Consider the following 15811-nt stretch of genomic DNA (forward strand, 5'->3'; position numbering starts at 1 on the left):
TCAGCTTTCGACGTGCACCGCGTAGCCGGCCGCACCCAAGGCATCGAGCACCGAACCTCGATGGTCGGGTCCGCGGGTCTCGACGGTCAGCATCACATCGACCTCCTCGAGGCCCAGACGTCCACCGGTACGGGAGTGGACGACGTCGACGACACTGGCACCGGCGTCGCGCACCACCCCGAGTACACCGGTGAGTCCGCCCGGCTTGTCCGAAATGGTCACGCGCACCGCGAGATAACGTCCACCCGCTCGAAGACCGTGAGTGATCACGTGGGTGAGCAGCAGCGGGTCGATGTTCCCACCGGAGAGAATGGCACACACCGAGCCGGTCAATCCGAGTTCGTCCGCCGAGTGCGTCATCAGCGCTGCCACCGCCGCCGCCCCCGCCGGCTCGACGATGAGTTTCGCGCGCTCGATGCACAGCACCAACGCACGCGAGAGCGCATCCTCGCTGACGGTCACCACGTCGTCGACCCAGCCCTGCACGTGATCGAACGGCACCGATCCGGGCAGGCCGATCGCGATACCGTCGGCCATCGTCGACATCGATGCCAACGCGACCGGATGCCCCGCCTTCAGCGACGCCGGCCATGCGGCAGCGCCCTCGGCCTGCACGCCGACGATCCTGATATCGGGCTTGGTCAACTTGACCGCCGCGGCGACCCCGGCCAACAGTCCTCCGCCGCCGGTGGGAATCACGATGGTGCCGACGTCCGGCATCTGTTGCAGCAGTTCGGTTCCCAGCGTCGCCTGCCCCGCGACGATGTCGAGGTGGTCGAACGGGTGAATGAGGGTGGCACCGGTGCGTTCGGCGAATTCCCTCGCCGACGTCAGCGCCTCGTCCACCGTGTTGCCCACCAGATGAACCGTCGCGCCGTAGGCCTTGGTGGCCACGAGCTTGGGTAGCGACACTCCCACCGGCATGAACACGGTCGAGTCGATCCCCACCTGCGACGCCGCCCAGGCGACACCCTGAGCGTGATTGCCCGCGCTGGCCGCGACGACCCCGCGTGCACGCTGGTCGGCGTCGAGCCGGGCGATGCGGTTGTACGCCCCGCGCGGCTTGAACGATCCGGTGCGCTGCAGGTTCTCGCACTTCAGGCGCACCTCGTGGCCGGTGAGGTCCGACAGAATTCGCGAGGCCACCACCGGGGTCCGGCGCATGACCGGCTCCAGCAGCTCCTCGGCCGAGGCGATATCCGACGCGGTCACCCGCACAATTTCCGACACGGTGGCAGTATGCCAGGAACAATTACTCTCGTGACGTCATCCGCCACCGGTCGTCACTACAGTTGTGGAGCGCGTGCCGCACCACAGCGAGCCGCGACCGGCGCAAAGGATTCTCGGTGATGACGCAGGCTGGATCCGACGAGGTCGACGACGGCCGCGAGATGCGTGGCAGCGTCGAGATCAAGGATCGGGCCATTTCCCGGACCGCCATCGCGGCGGCACTGAAGGATCCTCGGGTCACGCGCACCACCGGCGGCTTCTCGCGACTGACCGGTCGAGAACTCCCCCGAGCCGACGTCACCCTCGGCGAGGACACGATCGCCGTCAACCTCTACATCGGGGTGACCTGGCCGTCGCAGATCACCGAGGTGACCGAGTCCGTGCACGCCACCGTCGAGGCCGCGTTGGCGACGATGACGGGGCTGCACGTGCATCGAGTGAACGTCCTGGTATCAGACACCACGTTGGACACCGGTTTCTCGTCCACTTCGAATACCGAAGAATCGCAAGTCATTGCACCTCGGCCACCCACGGCCGGGCCTGCCGCGATGCCGCTGGCACTGCTGTTCGGGTTCGCACTCATCGGTGTGGCCTTCGTCGCAGGCAGGGAATTCCTGATCGCACGCAGCCACCTCGGTGGTAGCCCGTGGATCGCCGGTGCCATCTCATGGGTCGCCCGATTGCACTGGCAGAGTTGGATGATCGCCGCGGCGATCGGAGCTGCCGTCGTCGGGCTGCTTCTGGTGTTCATCGGGGTCAAGCCTCGAACGAGAACGCATTCCGGCCTGGGCGCGTCGACGGTCTGGGCCACCGCCACGGACATCGCCCGATTGTGCAGTGCTGCAGCGCAGTCCACCCGCGGAGTGGTGGACGCACACACCGTTGTCACGCGTAAGAAGATCGAGGTGCGAGTCGAGCGGGATGCTGCTTACGGCGCCGACCGTGTCGACGTCGACGTGCGCGAGACGCTCGCTCCGACACTGTCGGTTGCTGCGGGCGGGCGACGCCTGACGGTGAAGCAGTCGGTGGCAGTTCCTGCCAGGGTGTCGTGATGAAACGACTTGTCGCCGCAGTGGATCGACTCCTTGCCGTCGCGGTCGGAGTGGGCTTGATCGCCGGTGGCGGATTCACGCTTGTCTGGCACTACGACATCGAATGGGCGCGAGAAACGCTGTCTCGCTTCGACCGCGCACGGATTTCGGAACTACCGGAACAGGGCTGGTGGGTGCCGACGCTGGCTGTGGTTGCCTGCATCGCAGTGGTCGTGGCGCTGCTTCTGCTGATCGGCAACTTCTCTCCGCGCACGACCGGAACGGCAAGCGTCATCGAGGAGCCTCATTTCTCGGCGCACGTGGATCTGAGCGCCATCGCCTCGGGCGTCGCCGCGGAGTTGGCCGAGTTCCCCGGTGTTCGACGCGCCCGCGGTACGGCGATCGATGATCGAGGAATGCCCACCGTCGCTGTGTCTGTTTACGCTGCAGCAGATTTCGATGTCGTCGACTTCACCGCCCGGGCCGAATCACGTGCCGCCTTCGTGGCCGAATCACTCGCCGGCACACACGTCGCCACCCGCATTCAACTGCACGTCGACAAGCGGCGGTAGCAGCCCCGGCGGTACGGTGAAGCCATGGTTGCATCGACGCGCACTAGGTTCCAGCGATGGTCCGGCGGCATGCCCCTCGCCGTGCCCATTGCATTCGGAGCGGTACTGGTTGTTGCCGCCTTCGCCTCGAAACTCGGCGGCAGTTCGGTCTTCTTCTACTCCCCACTGGTATTCGTCACGACCGGCACGATGATCTGGCTCAAAGCACGTTCCGGCCCGGACAGAAGCGGCCGAGTTCACGCCGCTGTGGGATCGGCACTGCTGCTGGGATGCGGCGTCGTCGTCGCAGTGTGTGGTCTCGCAGGCGGTCTGATGCTGGACTCACCGACGTTCTGGGCGTCCATAGCCGTCGTTGCAGCAATTGCGGCACCGATCAGCGCAGGCATCAGTCCGTTCTCGTCGCCGAGGGGCTAGTGCCTGCGGCAGTGGTGTGATCGAGTGCCCCAGGTGGCACTCGACCCCACCACTGCCCACGGCACCTACAACCGCGGGTCGACCGGCTCGGATTCCAGTGCCAGGACCGCAAACACGGCCTGGTGGATGCGATACAGCGGCTCACCGCGCACCGACCGACCCAGTGCTTCCATTCCCAGCGCATATTCGCGTAGCGCCATCGACTGCTTGTGTCCCACGTTTCGGTTGCGCAGTGCAGTCAGTCGATCCGGGTCGGTGTAGTCGGCACCGTAGATCAGCCGAAGGTACTCCCGGCCGCGAACCTTCGTGCCGGGCTGCATCTTTCCGCGTGGAGCGTTCGCTGCCGGTTTGACGACCATGCCCTCGCCGCCCTGCGCCGTCAACTCCTCCCACCACTTCTCCCCTGCCGCAACCGAATCCGGGTTCGACAGATCGACTTCGATTCTCCGAGTGGTGGCGAACACCTCAGGGGCTGCTGCAACCAATCGGTCGGCGACGTCGAGGTGCCACGTGTGCGGACGATCCGCATACGTCTCGACGTTCGACGCCAGCACCTGAAACGGCGCGATCCGAACTCCGTCGAGTCCGTCCGTCGGCCAGATGTACCGGCGATACGCGTCGGTGAACTCGCCCAAGTTGCCCTGCCGAACGGTGTTGCGTTCCTGCAACTCCTGCACAGCCAAACCGCGCGCTCCGGCCGATGCCAGGACCGCCGCTTCGGCCCCGAGATTCGCCCAGGACACCGCAGCGACCGCGGCGTACTCGGTCTTGATCAGGCCCTCCGCTTTGGCAGACCACGGCATCAGTTCGCAATCGAGAATCAGCCAGCTCGAGGCCAATTCGTCCCACACACCGGCCTTCTCGATCGCGTCGGACACCCCGGAGATCATCTCGCCGGTGAGCGACTCGTCGAACACCGGACGACCCGTCCGCGTGTACGCGGTGCCGCGCACTCCCTCCGGCGCATCGAACTTCTTTCGAGCGGTGGCTGAATCTCGACACACCACAACAACCACCCGCGAGCCCATGTGCTTCTCCTCGCAGATCACCGTCGACGCACCGAGCGCGCGATACGCGTCGAATGCCTCTGTCGGATACTCGAGATAACCCTCGCGCTCCGATGTTGCACTCGGAGCCATCGTCGGCGGCAGATAGTGCAGCCACTGCGGAGCCAGCGCGAACCGACTCATCACTTCCAGTGCGCCCGCGGCGTTCTCCGGCCGAACCGATACCCGCCCACGCAGCGACGTCTCGACGCCAGTCGGGCCGATGACGTCGGACAGATCGAGCGATGCTGCATCCCGCGTGAACGTGCCCATCGGGCGGGCAGGCTCGTACCAGACCTTCTCGGCCGGAACCGACACCACCTCACGCTCCGGATAGCGCAGCGCCGTGAGCTTCCCACCGAAGACGCATCCCGTATCGAGGCACGCAGTGTTGTTCTCCCACTCCACTTCCGGCACCGGCGTGTGCCCGTAGAGCACCGTCGCCGAGCCCCGATAGTCCTGCGCCCACGGATACCGCACCGGCAGGCCGAATTCGTCGGTCTCGCCGGTGGTATCTCCGTAGAGAGCAAAGCTTCGAACCCTGCCCGACGCCCTGTTGTGGTACTTCTCGATCAGTCCGGCGTGCGCCACGACGAGCTTGCCGCCGTCGAGCACGAGGTGCGCGACGAGGCCGTCGCAGAACTCGAGAACCTCTCGGCGGAACTCGTCGGATTCCGATTCGAGCTGTTCGAGGGTCTCGGCCAGACCGTGCGAGGTGGTCACCTTCCGCCCACGCAGTGCCTTGACGAGCTTGTTCTCGTGGTTACCCGGAACTGCCAATGCCGTTCCGGAACCGACCATTCCCATAACGAGCCGCAGGACTCCCACCGAGTCCGGTCCGCGATCGACGTAATCGCCGACGAACACCGCGGTACGACCGGCCGGTGGCGTCGCACCGACCGGGCGGCCGTCATCGTCCCGCTCGATCGCGTAACCCATTGTTGCGAGCAGGCTTTCGAGTTCCGTGAGGCAGCCGTGGATGTCGCCGATCACGTCGAAGGGGCCGGTGAGCTCCCGGCGATCACTGCGCAGCGGGGTGCGAACGAACGTCGCCGACGCTACCGCCTCGACACCGTCGAGTACGTGGACCGAGCGGAAACCTTCCTTGGACAGCCCTCGCATGGAGCGCTGCAACTGAGACTGCTGGCGACGCAGCACGTCTCGGCCGAACGTTCTGTCGGTTCGCTCCGCATTCCGCTGTGCACACACAGATTCCGGCACATCGAGTACGACGGCCACCGGGAGTACATCGTGTTCACGAGCCAACGCGATCAGTGCTCTACGCGCAGCCGGTTGGACGTTCGTCGCGTCGACGACGGTGAGCAGACCGGCCCGAAGCCTGGTTGCGACCAGGAATTCCAGCAGCGCGAACGCGTCCTTGGTTGCGCTCTGCAGATTGGGGTCGTTGCTCACCATGCCTCGGCAGGCATCACTGGACACCGTCTCGTACGGACCGAAGTGCTGCGCGGCGAACGACGACTTACCGGAGCCGCTGATACCCACGAGTACGACGAGGGACCGATCCGGAATGTCGAAGGTACTCATCGGGACTTCTCCTCTCGGGTGAATACGGCCATCTGGGTCGGGGTGCCGTGCATGTCGTCGATGGGGCCGACTCCCTCGACGCGCACCGCATAGGCGTGTTCACGTGCCACCGACGAACACCATTGCTCGAACTGCGTGCGAGTGAACTCGAATCGGTGATCGACGTGACGGAAGGCTCCCGGTTCGAGACCGGGATAGAGCACGTTGTACTCGGAGTTGGGTGTGGTGACGAGAACCGTTCGCGGACGCGCCTGAAGAAACACCGAGCGCACCAGCGCCGGGAGCCGGTCGAGGTCGACGTGTTCGATGACCTCCATGAGCACCATTGCGTCGAATCCGTGCAACCGAACGTCGCGGTACGTGGCCGAGGACTGGAGCAGCTCGATCCGAGCGCGCTGCCGATCGGACATGTCGTCCAGACGCAGCCTGCGCTGAGCCTTGGCAAGTGCGCGATCACTCACGTCGGCACCGACAATACGCTCGAAATCGTTGGTTGAGAACAGCTCTCGCAGCAGTCGACCCTCACCGCAACCGAGATCGATCACCGACTTCGCGCCGACGCCTGCCAGAGCCGCCAGTACGGCACGCACCCGCTGCTCAGCCAACGTCGGATCTCTCGGCGTTGCAACGTCGTCGGGCACATCCGGGACGAGCCGGTCCAACGCAGACGCCACCAGTTCGCGACGGTGCGCCAGGTAGCGGGACGCGATCAATGCTGATTCCGGGTGATCTCCCAGCCAATCCCCTGCTGCGCGAACGAGTTTGTCGGCCTCGTCCTCGCCCACCCAGTAGTGCTTGGCGTCGTCGAGGACCGGAAGAAGGACGTACAGGTGCCGCAGCGCGGCCGACAGCGTGAACGTGCCGGTGAGAACGAGGTCGATGTATTCGGAGTCGCCCCAGCGCGGTTGCGTCGAATCGAGCGGAATGGGCGTCGCGCCCACAATCCATCCGAGGGGACCGAAGAGCCGACCCGCGAGATCGTTTCCGCCGCGCGACGGCGCGGCCGGCATCGAGATCGTCAGATCGATTGCAGCAGAAACCAATTCAGGTCTACCGGTGCACACGCCGGCGAGCGTCTGCTTGAACAGTCGCGACAGTGCCACCGCCAGTCCCGAGGCTGCGTCGGCATCGACGAGAACTGCGACTGTGGTGCGCGTGGCCGAGACTTCCGGGTACAGCACGGTCGTGTTGCCCATCGGCAGGTTTCGCGTCTGCACGCGATCGGGGTGCTTGTGCAACAAATACCCGATGTCGGAGGCGTCCGGGAAATCGGTTGTGGCATTTGCAGTCACGGTCAGTAGCACCGCAGCGACGTTACGGGAGCGGGGCGTCCGACGCGTCCCATTTTCCGGGTGCCACCTCGGGCCGCGTCAATGGACCACTGCATACGTCTGAGCGGTGCAAGGGTCCATTCACCCACCGTGGGTGGCCGCATCGGGCCGCGTGAATGAACCACTGCATACGTCTGAGCGGTGCAATGGTCCATTGACGCCAACGGGGGGCGAACGCAAAAGCGGCACCCACCCTTTCGGGTGAGTGCCGCTTTCAGGTACAGCTGGTGGAACTAGATCACTTGACGATCTTCGTGACGCGACCGGCTCCGACGGTACGACCGCCCTCACGGATTGCGAAACGGAGGCCGACATCCATGGCGACCGGCTGGATCAGCGTGACGGACATCTCGGTGTTGTCACCGGGCATGACCATCTCGGTGCCCTCGGGAAGGGTCACAACGCCCGTAACGTCCGTGGTACGGAAGTAGAACTGCGGGCGGTAGTTGTTGAAGAACGGCGTGTGGCGGCCGCCCTCGTCCTTCGAGAGGATGTAAGCGTTGCCCTCGAACTCCGTGTGGGGAGTCGTGGTGCCCGGCTTGATGATGACCTGTCCACGCTCGACGTCTTCGCGCTTGATGCCACGAACGAGGAGGCCGACGTTGTCGCCTGCCTGACCCGAGTCGAGCAGCTTGCGGAACATTTCGATTCCGGTGACGGTGGTCTTGGTCGAGCCGGGGCGGATGCCGACGATCTCGACCTCTTCGTTGACGTTGACCGAGCCGCGCTCGATACGTCCGGTGACCACGGTGCCACGGCCGGTGATGGTGAAGACGTCCTCGACGGGCATGAGGAACGGCTTGTCGGTCTCACGGACCGGGTCCGGGACGGAATCGTCGACGGCCTGCATGAGCTCCAGAACCGACTCGCCCCACTTCTCGTCACCCTCGAGTGCCTTGAGTGCGGAGACCTTGATGACCGGTGCGTCCTCGTCGAACTCCTGCGAAGCGAGGAGCTCGCGGACCTCCATCTCGACGAGCTCGATGATCTCGTCGTCGTCGACCATGTCGGCCTTGTTCAGTGCGACCAGGATGTACGGAACACCGACCTGGCGGGCGAGCAGCACGTGCTCGCGGGTCTGCGGCATCGGGCCGTCGGTTGCTGCAACGACGAGGATTGCGCCGTCCATCTGTGCCGCGCCGGTGATCATGTTCTTGATGTAGTCGGCGTGACCCGGTGCATCGACGTGCGCGTAGTGGCGCTTCTCGGTCTGGTACTCGACGTGGGAGATGTTGATCGTGATACCACGAGCCTTCTCCTCCGGAGCCTTGTCGATCTGATCGAAAGCCGATGCCTCGTTCAGGTCCGGGAACTTGTCGTGCAGAACCTTGGTGATTGCAGCCGTCAGCGTCGTCTTACCGTGGTCAACGTGACCGATGGTGCCGATGTTGACGTGCGGCTTCGTCCGATCGAACTTCGCCTTCGCCACTGTGTGTCCTCCTGGACTGATCTGTGCGTACCCCTGCGGGGCATGCACGCGTATGTGTTGTTTCTTATTACAGGTCGAGCGTGGTCCAGCAAGCGGAGAGAATTACTCTCCGTTCACCTTCGCGATGATTTCCTTCGCGACGTTCGCGGGAACTTCTGCGTACGAATCGAAGACCATGGAGTAGTTTGCGCGGCCCTGTGTCTTCGACCGAAGGTCTCCGATGTAGCCGAACATCTCCGACAGCGGAACCAGTGCCTTGACGATACGGGCACCGCTGCGTTCCTCCATGGCCTGAATCTGACCACGGCGGGAGTTCAGGTCGCCGATGACCTCACCCATGTAATCCTCGGGCGTGATGACCTCGACGGCCATGACGGGTTCGAGAATGACGGGGCTGGCCTTGCGGGCGGCTTCCTTGAACGCTTGTGAGCCGGCGACCTTGAAGGCCATTTCCGACGAGTCGACGTCGTGGTACGCACCGTCGAGCAGTGTGACCTTGACGTTGACCAGGGGGTATCCGGCGAGAACACCGTACTGCATGGCGTCCTGAGCACCTGCGTCGACCGAGGGGATGTACTCCCTGGGCACACGACCACCGGAGACCTTGTTCTCGAACTCGTAGGTCGCACCGTCTTCGCCCTCGAAAGGCTCGAGCTTGATGATGACCTTCGCGAACTGGCCGGAGCCACCGGTCTGCTTCTTGTGGGTGTAGTCGTGCTTCTCGACCGTCTTGCGGATGGTCTCGCGGTACGCGACCTGCGGCTTGCCGACGTTTGCCTCGACCTTGAACTCGCGACGCATACGGTCGACGAGGATGTCGAGGTGCAGCTCGCCCATGCCGCCGATGACGGTCTGGCCGGTGTCCTCGTCCAGCTTCACCGAGAAGGTGGGATCCTCTTCGGCGAGCTTCTGGATCGCTGTTCCCAGCTTCTCCTGGTCGGACTTGGTCTTCGGCTCGATCGAGACCTGGATGACCGGGTCCGGGAAGCTCATGGACTCGAGGATGATCTGGTTCTGCGGATCGCAGAGCGTGTCACCCGTCGTGGTGTCCTTGAGGCCGATGACGGCGTAGATGTGACCGGCAGATGCGGTCGCGATCGCGTTCTCCTTGTTGGAGTGCATCTGGAAGAGCTTGCCCAGACGCTCCTTCTTGCCCTTGGTCGAGTTGATGACCTGAGCGCCGGAGTCGACCTTGCCCGAGTACACCCGGACGTAGGTCAGCTTGCCGAAGAAGGGGTGAGTCGCGATCTTGAACGCGAGAGCTGCGAACGGCTCGTCGGCGGACGGCTTGCGAGTGATCTCCTTCTCCTCGTCGCCGACGGCGTGTCCGATGGTCTCGGCAACGTCGAGGGGAGACGGGAGGTAGTCGATGACCGCGTCGAGCATGGGCTGAACGCCCTTGTTCTTGAACGCGGATCCACACAGGATCGGGTACAGCTCGCTGTTGACCGTCATCTTGCGGATGGCGCCCTTGATCTCGTCGATCGTGAGCTCTTCGCCACCGAAGTGCTTCTCCAGAAGCGCTTCGTCGGACTCGGCCACGGTCTCGAGCAGCATGGTGCGGTACTCGTCCGCGCGCTCCTTGAGGTTTTCCGGGATCTCCTGGATCTCGTACTTCTCGCCGAGCTTGGTCTCGCCACTCCACACGAGAGCCTTCATCTGCACGAGGTCGATGACGCCCTCGAAGTCGTTCTCGGCACCGATGGGCAGCTGGATGACCAGCGGCTTGGCACCGAGACGATCGATGATGGTCTGCACGGTGTAGTAGAAGTCCGCGCCGAGCTTGTCCATCTTGTTGACGAAGCAGATGCGCGGCACGTCGTACTTGTCGGCCTGACGCCACACCTGCTCGGACTGCGGCTCGACACCTTCTTTGCCGTCGAACACTGCGACGGCGCCGTCGAGGACGCGGAGCGAACGCTCCACCTCGACGGTGAAGTCGACGTGACCGGGGGTGTCGATGATGTTGATCTGGTTGTCGTTCCAGAAGCACGTCGTGGCAGCAGAGGTGATCGTGATGCCACGCTCCTGCTCCTGCTCCATCCAGTCCATGGTGGCTGCGCCATCGTGAACTTCACCGATCTTGTAGGAGATACCGGTGTAGAAGAGGATGCGTTCGGTAGTGGTGGTCTTGCCGGCATCGATGTGGGCCATGATGCCGATGTTGCGGACCTTGTTGAGGTCGGTCAGCACGTCCTGTGCCACGAGTTAACCCGCCTTGGTGTTGGAAGAGGTATTGCCTGAGCTGATCAACGCTCCGGCGGCATCGGATAGTTCCGAGTGCCGCCCGAGCGAGGGGATCACCAGCGGTAGTGGGCGAACGCCTTGTTGGCTTCGGCCATCTTGTGAGTGTCCTCGCGACGCTTCACAGCGGCACCGAGGCCGTTGCTGGCGTCGAGCAACTCGTTTGCCAGACGCTCGACCATGGTCTTCTCACGACGAGCGCGCGAGAACGTGACCAGCCAGCGCAGTGCCAGCGTGGTGGAACGGCCGGGACGAACCTCGACGGGCACCTGGTAGGTGGCGCCACCGACGCGACGGCTGCGAACCTCGAGGGCCGGCTTGACGTTGTCGAGTGCACGCTTGAGCGTGACGACGGGGTCGGTGCCGGTCTTCTCGCGAGCCTGCTCGAGCGCCTGGTAGACGATGCGCTCTGCGGTCGACTTCTTGCCGTCGAGAAGGATCTTGTTGACGAGCTGCGTGACCAACGGCGATCCGTATACCGGGTCGTTGATCAGCGGCCGCTTGGGTGCTGGGCCCTTGCGTGGCATATCAGCTCTTCTCCTTCTTGGCTCCGTAGCGGCTGCGAGCCTGCTTGCGGTTCTTGACACCCTGGGTGTCGAGCGAGCCGCGGATGATCTTGTAACGCACACCCGGGAGGTCCTTCACACGACCACCGCGAACGAGCACCATCGAGTGCTCCTGCAGGTTGTGACCCTCACCGGGGATGTATGCGGTGACCTCGACCGAGGAGGTCAGGCGAACACGCGCGACCTTACGGAGAGCGGAGTTCGGCTTCTTGGGGGTGGTGGTGTACACGCGAGTGCACACGCCACGGCGCTGTGGACTGCCCTTGAGGGCAGCGGTCTTCAGTTTCGCGACCTTGTCGGTGCGTCCCTTACGGACCAGCTGGTTGATCGTTGGCATAAACCGGCTTTCTTCGTGTCGATAAACAGGGATCTAGCAGTTGGAGCAAGAGAACACTGCTCCTCACCCGGTACTGCTGCTGCTCCAGTACTGCTATCGCGGGTCTCTTGCACCCCGCGGTCGGGTGTGTCGCATACCCCCACACGTCCAGCCGGTTGCGCGCTCTTCGAGCGAACGTGCGCACGGCTGTACCTCGCATAGGCACACAAACGTTCCGGCCAGGCCGGACACGACCCATAACGATACCCGGCGGCGTCACCTCGGGTCAAAACACCCCTCGCGTGGGTACGCGATCACCGACTGAGGTTCAGCGTGAGATCGGCGAGCTCCGCTGCGGCCTGGCACGGATCGGGGTGGGCGGCGTCCGGTTGGTACTGCACCCACCACCCGAAGATGCCGTCCCGATCCGCCCCGGCCGAGACGCCACACGACGCCGAATCGTCGGGACGCTGAGCCTGGATTGCCTTGCGGCCCTGCACCGTTGTGTCGGTGACGGTGTACATCATCTTTTCGTCGGCGGCTCGTTCTGCCGCCAGAGTGCCGGACTCGAACCAGTTGAACGTCACCTTCACCGTGCCCGCGGAACCGACGAGATCCCACCGACAGATGGCCCCGAAGAAGCCACGTTCGATGGCGTCGGCACCGGTCGTCTCGGCGATCTGGTCGTCGGAGACGGCATCGCACTCGGTCAACAATCTGGTGAATTCTCGGCCATCGGATCCGGCGAAGCTCGCCGGTCTCGCGGTTCCCTCGACGGTCTGGGCGCAGCCGGCAACGAGCAACAGGGTCGACGCCGCCGCGATCACTCGTCTGCGGGTCATTGCTTGCGCTCCACTGGTCATTGCTTGCGCTCCACTGTGAGCGTCGCGAGTTCGTTTCCGACGTCGCACGGCGGGCGCGCCGCAGGTCCGAGGGAGTAGGTGATCGACCAGTGGAAGAAGTCGTCGCCGAACTGCACACCTATTTCGCACAGAGTGTCCTGCTCGGCCTCGAACCCGGGGTTGCCGTCGATCTCGATGTCCTTCGCCGGACGGCCGATCAGCTCGGAACCGGCGCGTTCGCGTCCGATAGGGCTGCCGCGGTACCAGGAAAAGCTGACGCCGGGTCCGCCGAAGCCGATCGTCTCCCACTGACACCCGACGGAATTGCGGGTGATCTGCGCGAACGGGCCCGCGCCGAACGCGGACTGCACCTCGGCGTCGGTGATCGATCCGCATTCGCCGAAGAAGGGACCGGGCTCGTACGCCGCGGTGGTCGGGGCTGTGTCCTCCGGCTGCGCAGCGTCGTCCTCCGCACCACCGCACCCGGCGATCAGCACAGCTGTTGCCGCCGCGACCAACGCGAACCGTCTCGTCATCCAGTGGCTCACATCTACGGGGCCGAGAATCCGCCGACGCCGGGAATGTCGAACAGAATGCCTGAGGCCAGAACATGCGCGGTGAACAGAATCGGTCCGCTTCCGGTGTCTGCGACGACCGGGCCCGAGGGCACGAACACGCCGTTGCCCTGCTGGCAGATCGGTGCGTTCACCGACCCGGTGCGTCCGTTGGCGATGTTGACGAAGTCCACCTGCAGGCTGGCGAAGTTCTGGTACGACGTACAGATCCGCGGCTCGGCGGCGCGGCCCCAGATGTGCGTCAGTCCCGGCGTCTCGGTGCTCGCGACCTCGATCGTGCCGATCCACTGATCCGGAACGACGAGTCCGCCGACGGTGACGCCGAGGTTGGGGATCTGCAGAACGGGGACAGAAACCGGTCCGGGCGGGGCCGCAGGCGCGTTCTCGGCGGGTGCAGGCAGCGCATCGGCAGGCGGTTGGGCCTGTGCGACCGGCGCGAGGGCCATGGTGCCCACAGCTGCGAGTGCAGCTGCGAGTAAACCGAATCGAGTCCGACGAGCCATACCTGTGTGTCTCCTGATCCTGTGGAAGCGAGTCGCCATACGTTACCGCGAAGCGGCGAGCTTCCGGCCCTGGACGTAGACCCCGACGATGGCCGGCTCGCGCATCGCCATCAGTAGAGCAAACAGGGTCTGGTCGCGGGCGAGCTCAGGATCGTCGGCGCGGACGCCGTGATCGACTGCCACCGCGAGCTGCGGCCACGCGGACGGATCGACGACGACGAAATCGGCTTCCTTACCTGCGTCGAAGTTGCCGATCCGGTTCTCCATGTCCAGGGCGCGCGCCCCGGCGAGTGTTCCGGTGAACAGCAGTTCGGCGGGATGCAGGGACAGTCCGGCGTCGCCGGCCTCGGAGATGTGCACCTTGAACGCATCGGCGAGCACCTGCGGCAGCAGCCACTCGTCACCGCCGCCGAAGTCCGACCCGATGGCGATGTTCACCCCCGCGGCCACGGTCCGCATCCATGGCATGGTGCCCGAGCCCAGAAACTGCTGCGAGGTGGGACAGTGCGCGATGGACGTGCCGGTCTCTGCCATTCGCGCGAGTTCGACGTCCTGACAGTGCACCGCGTGGGCCAGGATGGTGCGTCGACCCAGCAAGCTCTTGCCGCCGACCTGCGAGCCCGGCAGGAACTTGCCGTCGTAGGTGTCGAGGTACGTATCCACGCCGTAGGCGTTCTTGGTGGCGTCGATCTCGCCGGTTCCCGGCCGGTTGTTCTCGTTCAGGTGTGTGTGGAAGTAGACGCCTCGCGCGCGAACGGAATCGTAGAGCTCGCCGAGGTTCTTCAGCGTTTCCGTCGTCACCGAAAGCGAGAACCGCGGTACGACGGCAACGTGCAGCATCGCCGTGTCCACATCGCCGGTATCTGCCGCGTGCCATTTCTCGATCTCCTCGGACACCAGCCGGATCGCCTCGTCCTCACCGGTGATCAAGTCCTGCGCCGACGCCGGGCCGGTGGTCTGGACTCCGCGTCCACTGACGATGCGCAGCCCGTGCTCGAGCGTCTCCGCGAACAGCGAGTCCTGCGCATGCGGGAACGCCGATCCGAACACCATCGCCTGCGTCGTTCCGGCCCGGATTCGCGCGGCACAGAAGTCTCTGGCCGCTGCGGCCGCGAACTCGGGATCGGCGAAGCGGGACTCGGACGGAAAGATGCAGGTGTTCAGCCACTCGAGCAGTTGCCCGCCGCCGTAGGAATCTCCGGCGTAGGTCTGCGGGAAGTGGACGTGGGTGTCGACGAAACCGGGCAACAGAAACCCCGGTCGATGATCCGCAATCGGCACCTGCACGAATCGGTCTGGGAGAGAATCGAACTCGCCGCAGAACTCGATCGTCCCCTCACCCGACACCACGAGCGCACCGTCGGGAATCGACACCAACGAGGCCGCCGCGTTCACCACGGTGGGCGAGCCTGCGACGTGAAAAATGTGGCCGCGGTGCACGCGCGCGATATCGGAAGTCACCCGCCAGACTCAAGCACAGGTTGCGCAGTGCTGCAGACCGTGTGGGTCTAGAGCGCTCCCGCCGGAGCAGCGGACAGCCGCGCGTTCAACGACGCATCCAATACCTCTGCCCACGAGCGCACGACCTCGGCACGTCGTCGTGCGTCGTCGGTCAGGACATCGGCCAGACCCAGTCCGCGAGCGAGGTCGAGGGTCGCCTGTACGAGACGGTGCGTGACGGGATCGTTGTCGTCGACCCCGAGGTTCTCGACGGCCATCTGGTGGGCACGACGGCCGAACCGTTCTTCGAGGGGGACGATGCGATCGCGCAACTCGGGGTCGGCCGACGCTGCTGTCCAGACCTGCAGTGCCGCTTTGAACATCGGCCCGGTGTAGTACTCGACGAGCCGCTCCACCACCAGTTTCGTCCGGCCGGGGCCCGCCGCAATCTCCTGTGCCTCGCGGCGAGCGCTGTCCATCCGAGTGTCGAACATGTACTCGAGTGCTCCGGTGATCAGGTCCTCACGCGTCGGGAAATGATGTTGGGTCGCGCCGCGGGATACGCCTGCACGTTCGGCGACCACGCCGACCGTCGTTGCACCCCAGCCCTGCTCCGCGAGTGAATCGATCGTGGCCTCGAGCAGTCGCTGACGCGTCACCCTGCTGCGGTCCTGCTTGGGTTCGCGCGCCATCACCATCGCCGTACTCCTTCCTACCGACGCTCGGC

15 protein-coding genes are annotated in these 15811 nt (G+C 64.6%); 3 read left to right on the top strand and 12 right to left on the bottom strand.

The window, feature by feature from the left end; all coding sequences use genetic code 11:
* On the bottom strand, positions 1–1164 hold the full coding sequence (gene ilvA, locus CH251_RS06645) for a threonine ammonia-lyase (protein ID WP_218828273.1): 1164 nt from the start codon (positions 1162–1164) through the stop codon (positions 1–3).
* Positions 1165–1349: 185 nt separating this feature from the next.
* Here ilvA and CH251_RS06650 point away from each other — a divergent pair, with 185 nt between their 5' ends.
* From CH251_RS06650 to CH251_RS06660, 3 genes are read left to right on the top strand one after another with little or no spacing between them, the layout of a single operon-like run.
* Complete coding sequence (locus CH251_RS06650) at positions 1350–2282, top strand: Asp23/Gls24 family envelope stress response protein (RefSeq protein WP_094612432.1); 933 nt, start codon at positions 1350–1352, stop codon at positions 2280–2282.
* The gene (locus CH251_RS06655; RefSeq protein WP_094612433.1) at positions 2282–2833 is read left to right on the top strand and encodes a hypothetical protein; all 552 of its coding nucleotides are present in this window, start codon (positions 2282–2284) and stop codon (positions 2831–2833) included. Before CH251_RS06650 ends, CH251_RS06655 begins: the two co-directional genes overlap by 1 nt.
* A 24-nt stretch (positions 2834–2857) precedes the next feature.
* Positions 2858–3247 (top strand): hypothetical protein, encoded by a 390-nt coding sequence (locus tag CH251_RS06660; protein ID WP_143537890.1) that lies wholly within the window; start codon positions 2858–2860, stop codon positions 3245–3247.
* A 65-nt stretch (positions 3248–3312) separates the two neighbouring features.
* On the opposite strand, the gene CH251_RS06665 is transcribed toward CH251_RS06660, so the two are convergent.
* The 11 genes from CH251_RS06665 to CH251_RS06715 all read right to left on the bottom strand — a co-directional run bounded on the left by CH251_RS06665 (position 3313) and on the right by CH251_RS06715 (position 15776).
* A complete protein-coding gene (locus tag CH251_RS06665; protein ID WP_094612435.1) occupies positions 3313–5838 on the bottom strand; it encodes a polynucleotide kinase-phosphatase in 2526 nt (841 codons plus the stop codon).
* Complete coding sequence (locus tag CH251_RS06670) at positions 5835–7130, bottom strand: 3' terminal RNA ribose 2'-O-methyltransferase Hen1 (RefSeq protein WP_256978872.1); 1296 nt, start codon at positions 7128–7130, stop codon at positions 5835–5837. The genes CH251_RS06665 and CH251_RS06670 overlap by 4 nt, the downstream gene beginning before the upstream one ends.
* A 277-nt stretch (positions 7131–7407) precedes the next feature.
* Positions 7408–8598, bottom strand: a complete 1191-nt coding sequence (gene tuf, locus CH251_RS06675) for an elongation factor Tu (protein ID WP_032380840.1) — start codon at positions 8596–8598, stop codon at positions 7408–7410.
* A gap of 102 nt (positions 8599–8700) precedes the next feature.
* Positions 8701–10803: an elongation factor G gene (gene fusA, locus CH251_RS06680; RefSeq protein ID WP_032380505.1), complete on the bottom strand. Its 2103-nt coding sequence runs from the start codon at positions 10801–10803 to the stop codon at positions 8701–8703.
* A 95-nt stretch (positions 10804–10898) separates the two neighbouring features.
* Entirely contained in the window at positions 10899–11369 is a 471-nt protein-coding gene (gene rpsG / locus CH251_RS06685) for a 30S ribosomal protein S7 (RefSeq protein WP_003941856.1), read from the bottom strand.
* A 1-nt stretch (position 11370) separates the two neighbouring features.
* Positions 11371–11745 (bottom strand): 30S ribosomal protein S12, encoded by a 375-nt coding sequence (gene rpsL / locus CH251_RS06690; RefSeq protein WP_008714048.1) that lies wholly within the window; start codon positions 11743–11745, stop codon positions 11371–11373.
* Positions 11746–12038: 293 nt separating this feature from the next.
* The gene (locus CH251_RS06695; protein ID WP_094612551.1) at positions 12039–12566 is read right to left on the bottom strand and encodes a DUF3558 domain-containing protein; all 528 of its coding nucleotides are present in this window, start codon (positions 12564–12566) and stop codon (positions 12039–12041) included.
* 17 nt (positions 12567–12583) lie between these two features.
* Positions 12584–13102 (bottom strand): DUF3558 domain-containing protein, encoded by a 519-nt coding sequence (locus tag CH251_RS06700; RefSeq protein WP_094612437.1) that lies wholly within the window; start codon positions 13100–13102, stop codon positions 12584–12586.
* A gap of 14 nt (positions 13103–13116) precedes the next feature.
* A complete protein-coding gene (locus CH251_RS06705) occupies positions 13117–13644 on the bottom strand; it encodes a hypothetical protein (protein ID WP_143537891.1) in 528 nt (175 codons plus the stop codon).
* A 42-nt stretch (positions 13645–13686) separates the two neighbouring features.
* Entirely contained in the window at positions 13687–15093 is a 1407-nt protein-coding gene (locus tag CH251_RS06710; protein ID WP_094612552.1) for a guanine deaminase, read from the bottom strand.
* A 59-nt stretch (positions 15094–15152) separates the two neighbouring features.
* A complete protein-coding gene (locus tag CH251_RS06715; RefSeq protein WP_094612553.1) occupies positions 15153–15776 on the bottom strand; it encodes a TetR/AcrR family transcriptional regulator in 624 nt (207 codons plus the stop codon).
* Positions 15777–15811: the final 35 nt, after the last annotated feature.

It is taken from the genome of Rhodococcus sp. 06-462-5 (genome assembly GCF_002258315.1).
Lineage (GTDB): Bacteria > Actinomycetota > Actinomycetes > Mycobacteriales > Mycobacteriaceae > Rhodococcoides.

Excerpts from the sequence above, each read along its gene's own strand:
- ilvA (WP_218828273.1), bottom strand. The coding sequence starts at position 1,164 with ATGCGCCGGACCCCGGTGGTGGCCTCGCGAATTCTGTCGGACCTCACC.
- CH251_RS06650 (WP_094612432.1), top strand. The coding sequence starts at position 1,350 with ATGACGCAGGCTGGATCCGACGAGGTCGACGACGGCCGCGAGATGCGT.
- CH251_RS06655 (WP_094612433.1), top strand. The coding sequence starts at position 2,282 with ATGAAACGACTTGTCGCCGCAGTGGATCGACTCCTTGCCGTCGCGGTC.
- CH251_RS06660 (WP_143537890.1), top strand. The coding sequence starts at position 2,858 with ATGGTTGCATCGACGCGCACTAGGTTCCAGCGATGGTCCGGCGGCATG.
- CH251_RS06665 (WP_094612435.1), bottom strand. The coding sequence starts at position 5,838 with ATGAGTACCTTCGACATTCCGGATCGGTCCCTCGTCGTACTCGTGGGT.
- rpsG (WP_003941856.1), bottom strand. The coding sequence starts at position 11,369 with ATGCCACGCAAGGGCCCAGCACCCAAGCGGCCGCTGATCAACGACCCG.
- rpsL (WP_008714048.1), bottom strand. The coding sequence starts at position 11,745 with ATGCCAACGATCAACCAGCTGGTCCGTAAGGGACGCACCGACAAGGTC.
- CH251_RS06695 (WP_094612551.1), bottom strand. The coding sequence starts at position 12,566 with ATGACCCGCAGACGAGTGATCGCGGCGGCGTCGACCCTGTTGCTCGTT.
- CH251_RS06700 (WP_094612437.1), bottom strand. The coding sequence starts at position 13,102 with ATGACGAGACGGTTCGCGTTGGTCGCGGCGGCAACAGCTGTGCTGATC.
- CH251_RS06705 (WP_143537891.1), bottom strand. The coding sequence starts at position 13,644 with ATGGCTCGTCGGACTCGATTCGGTTTACTCGCAGCTGCACTCGCAGCT.
- CH251_RS06715 (WP_094612553.1), bottom strand. The coding sequence starts at position 15,776 with ATGGCGCGCGAACCCAAGCAGGACCGCAGCAGGGTGACGCGTCAGCGA.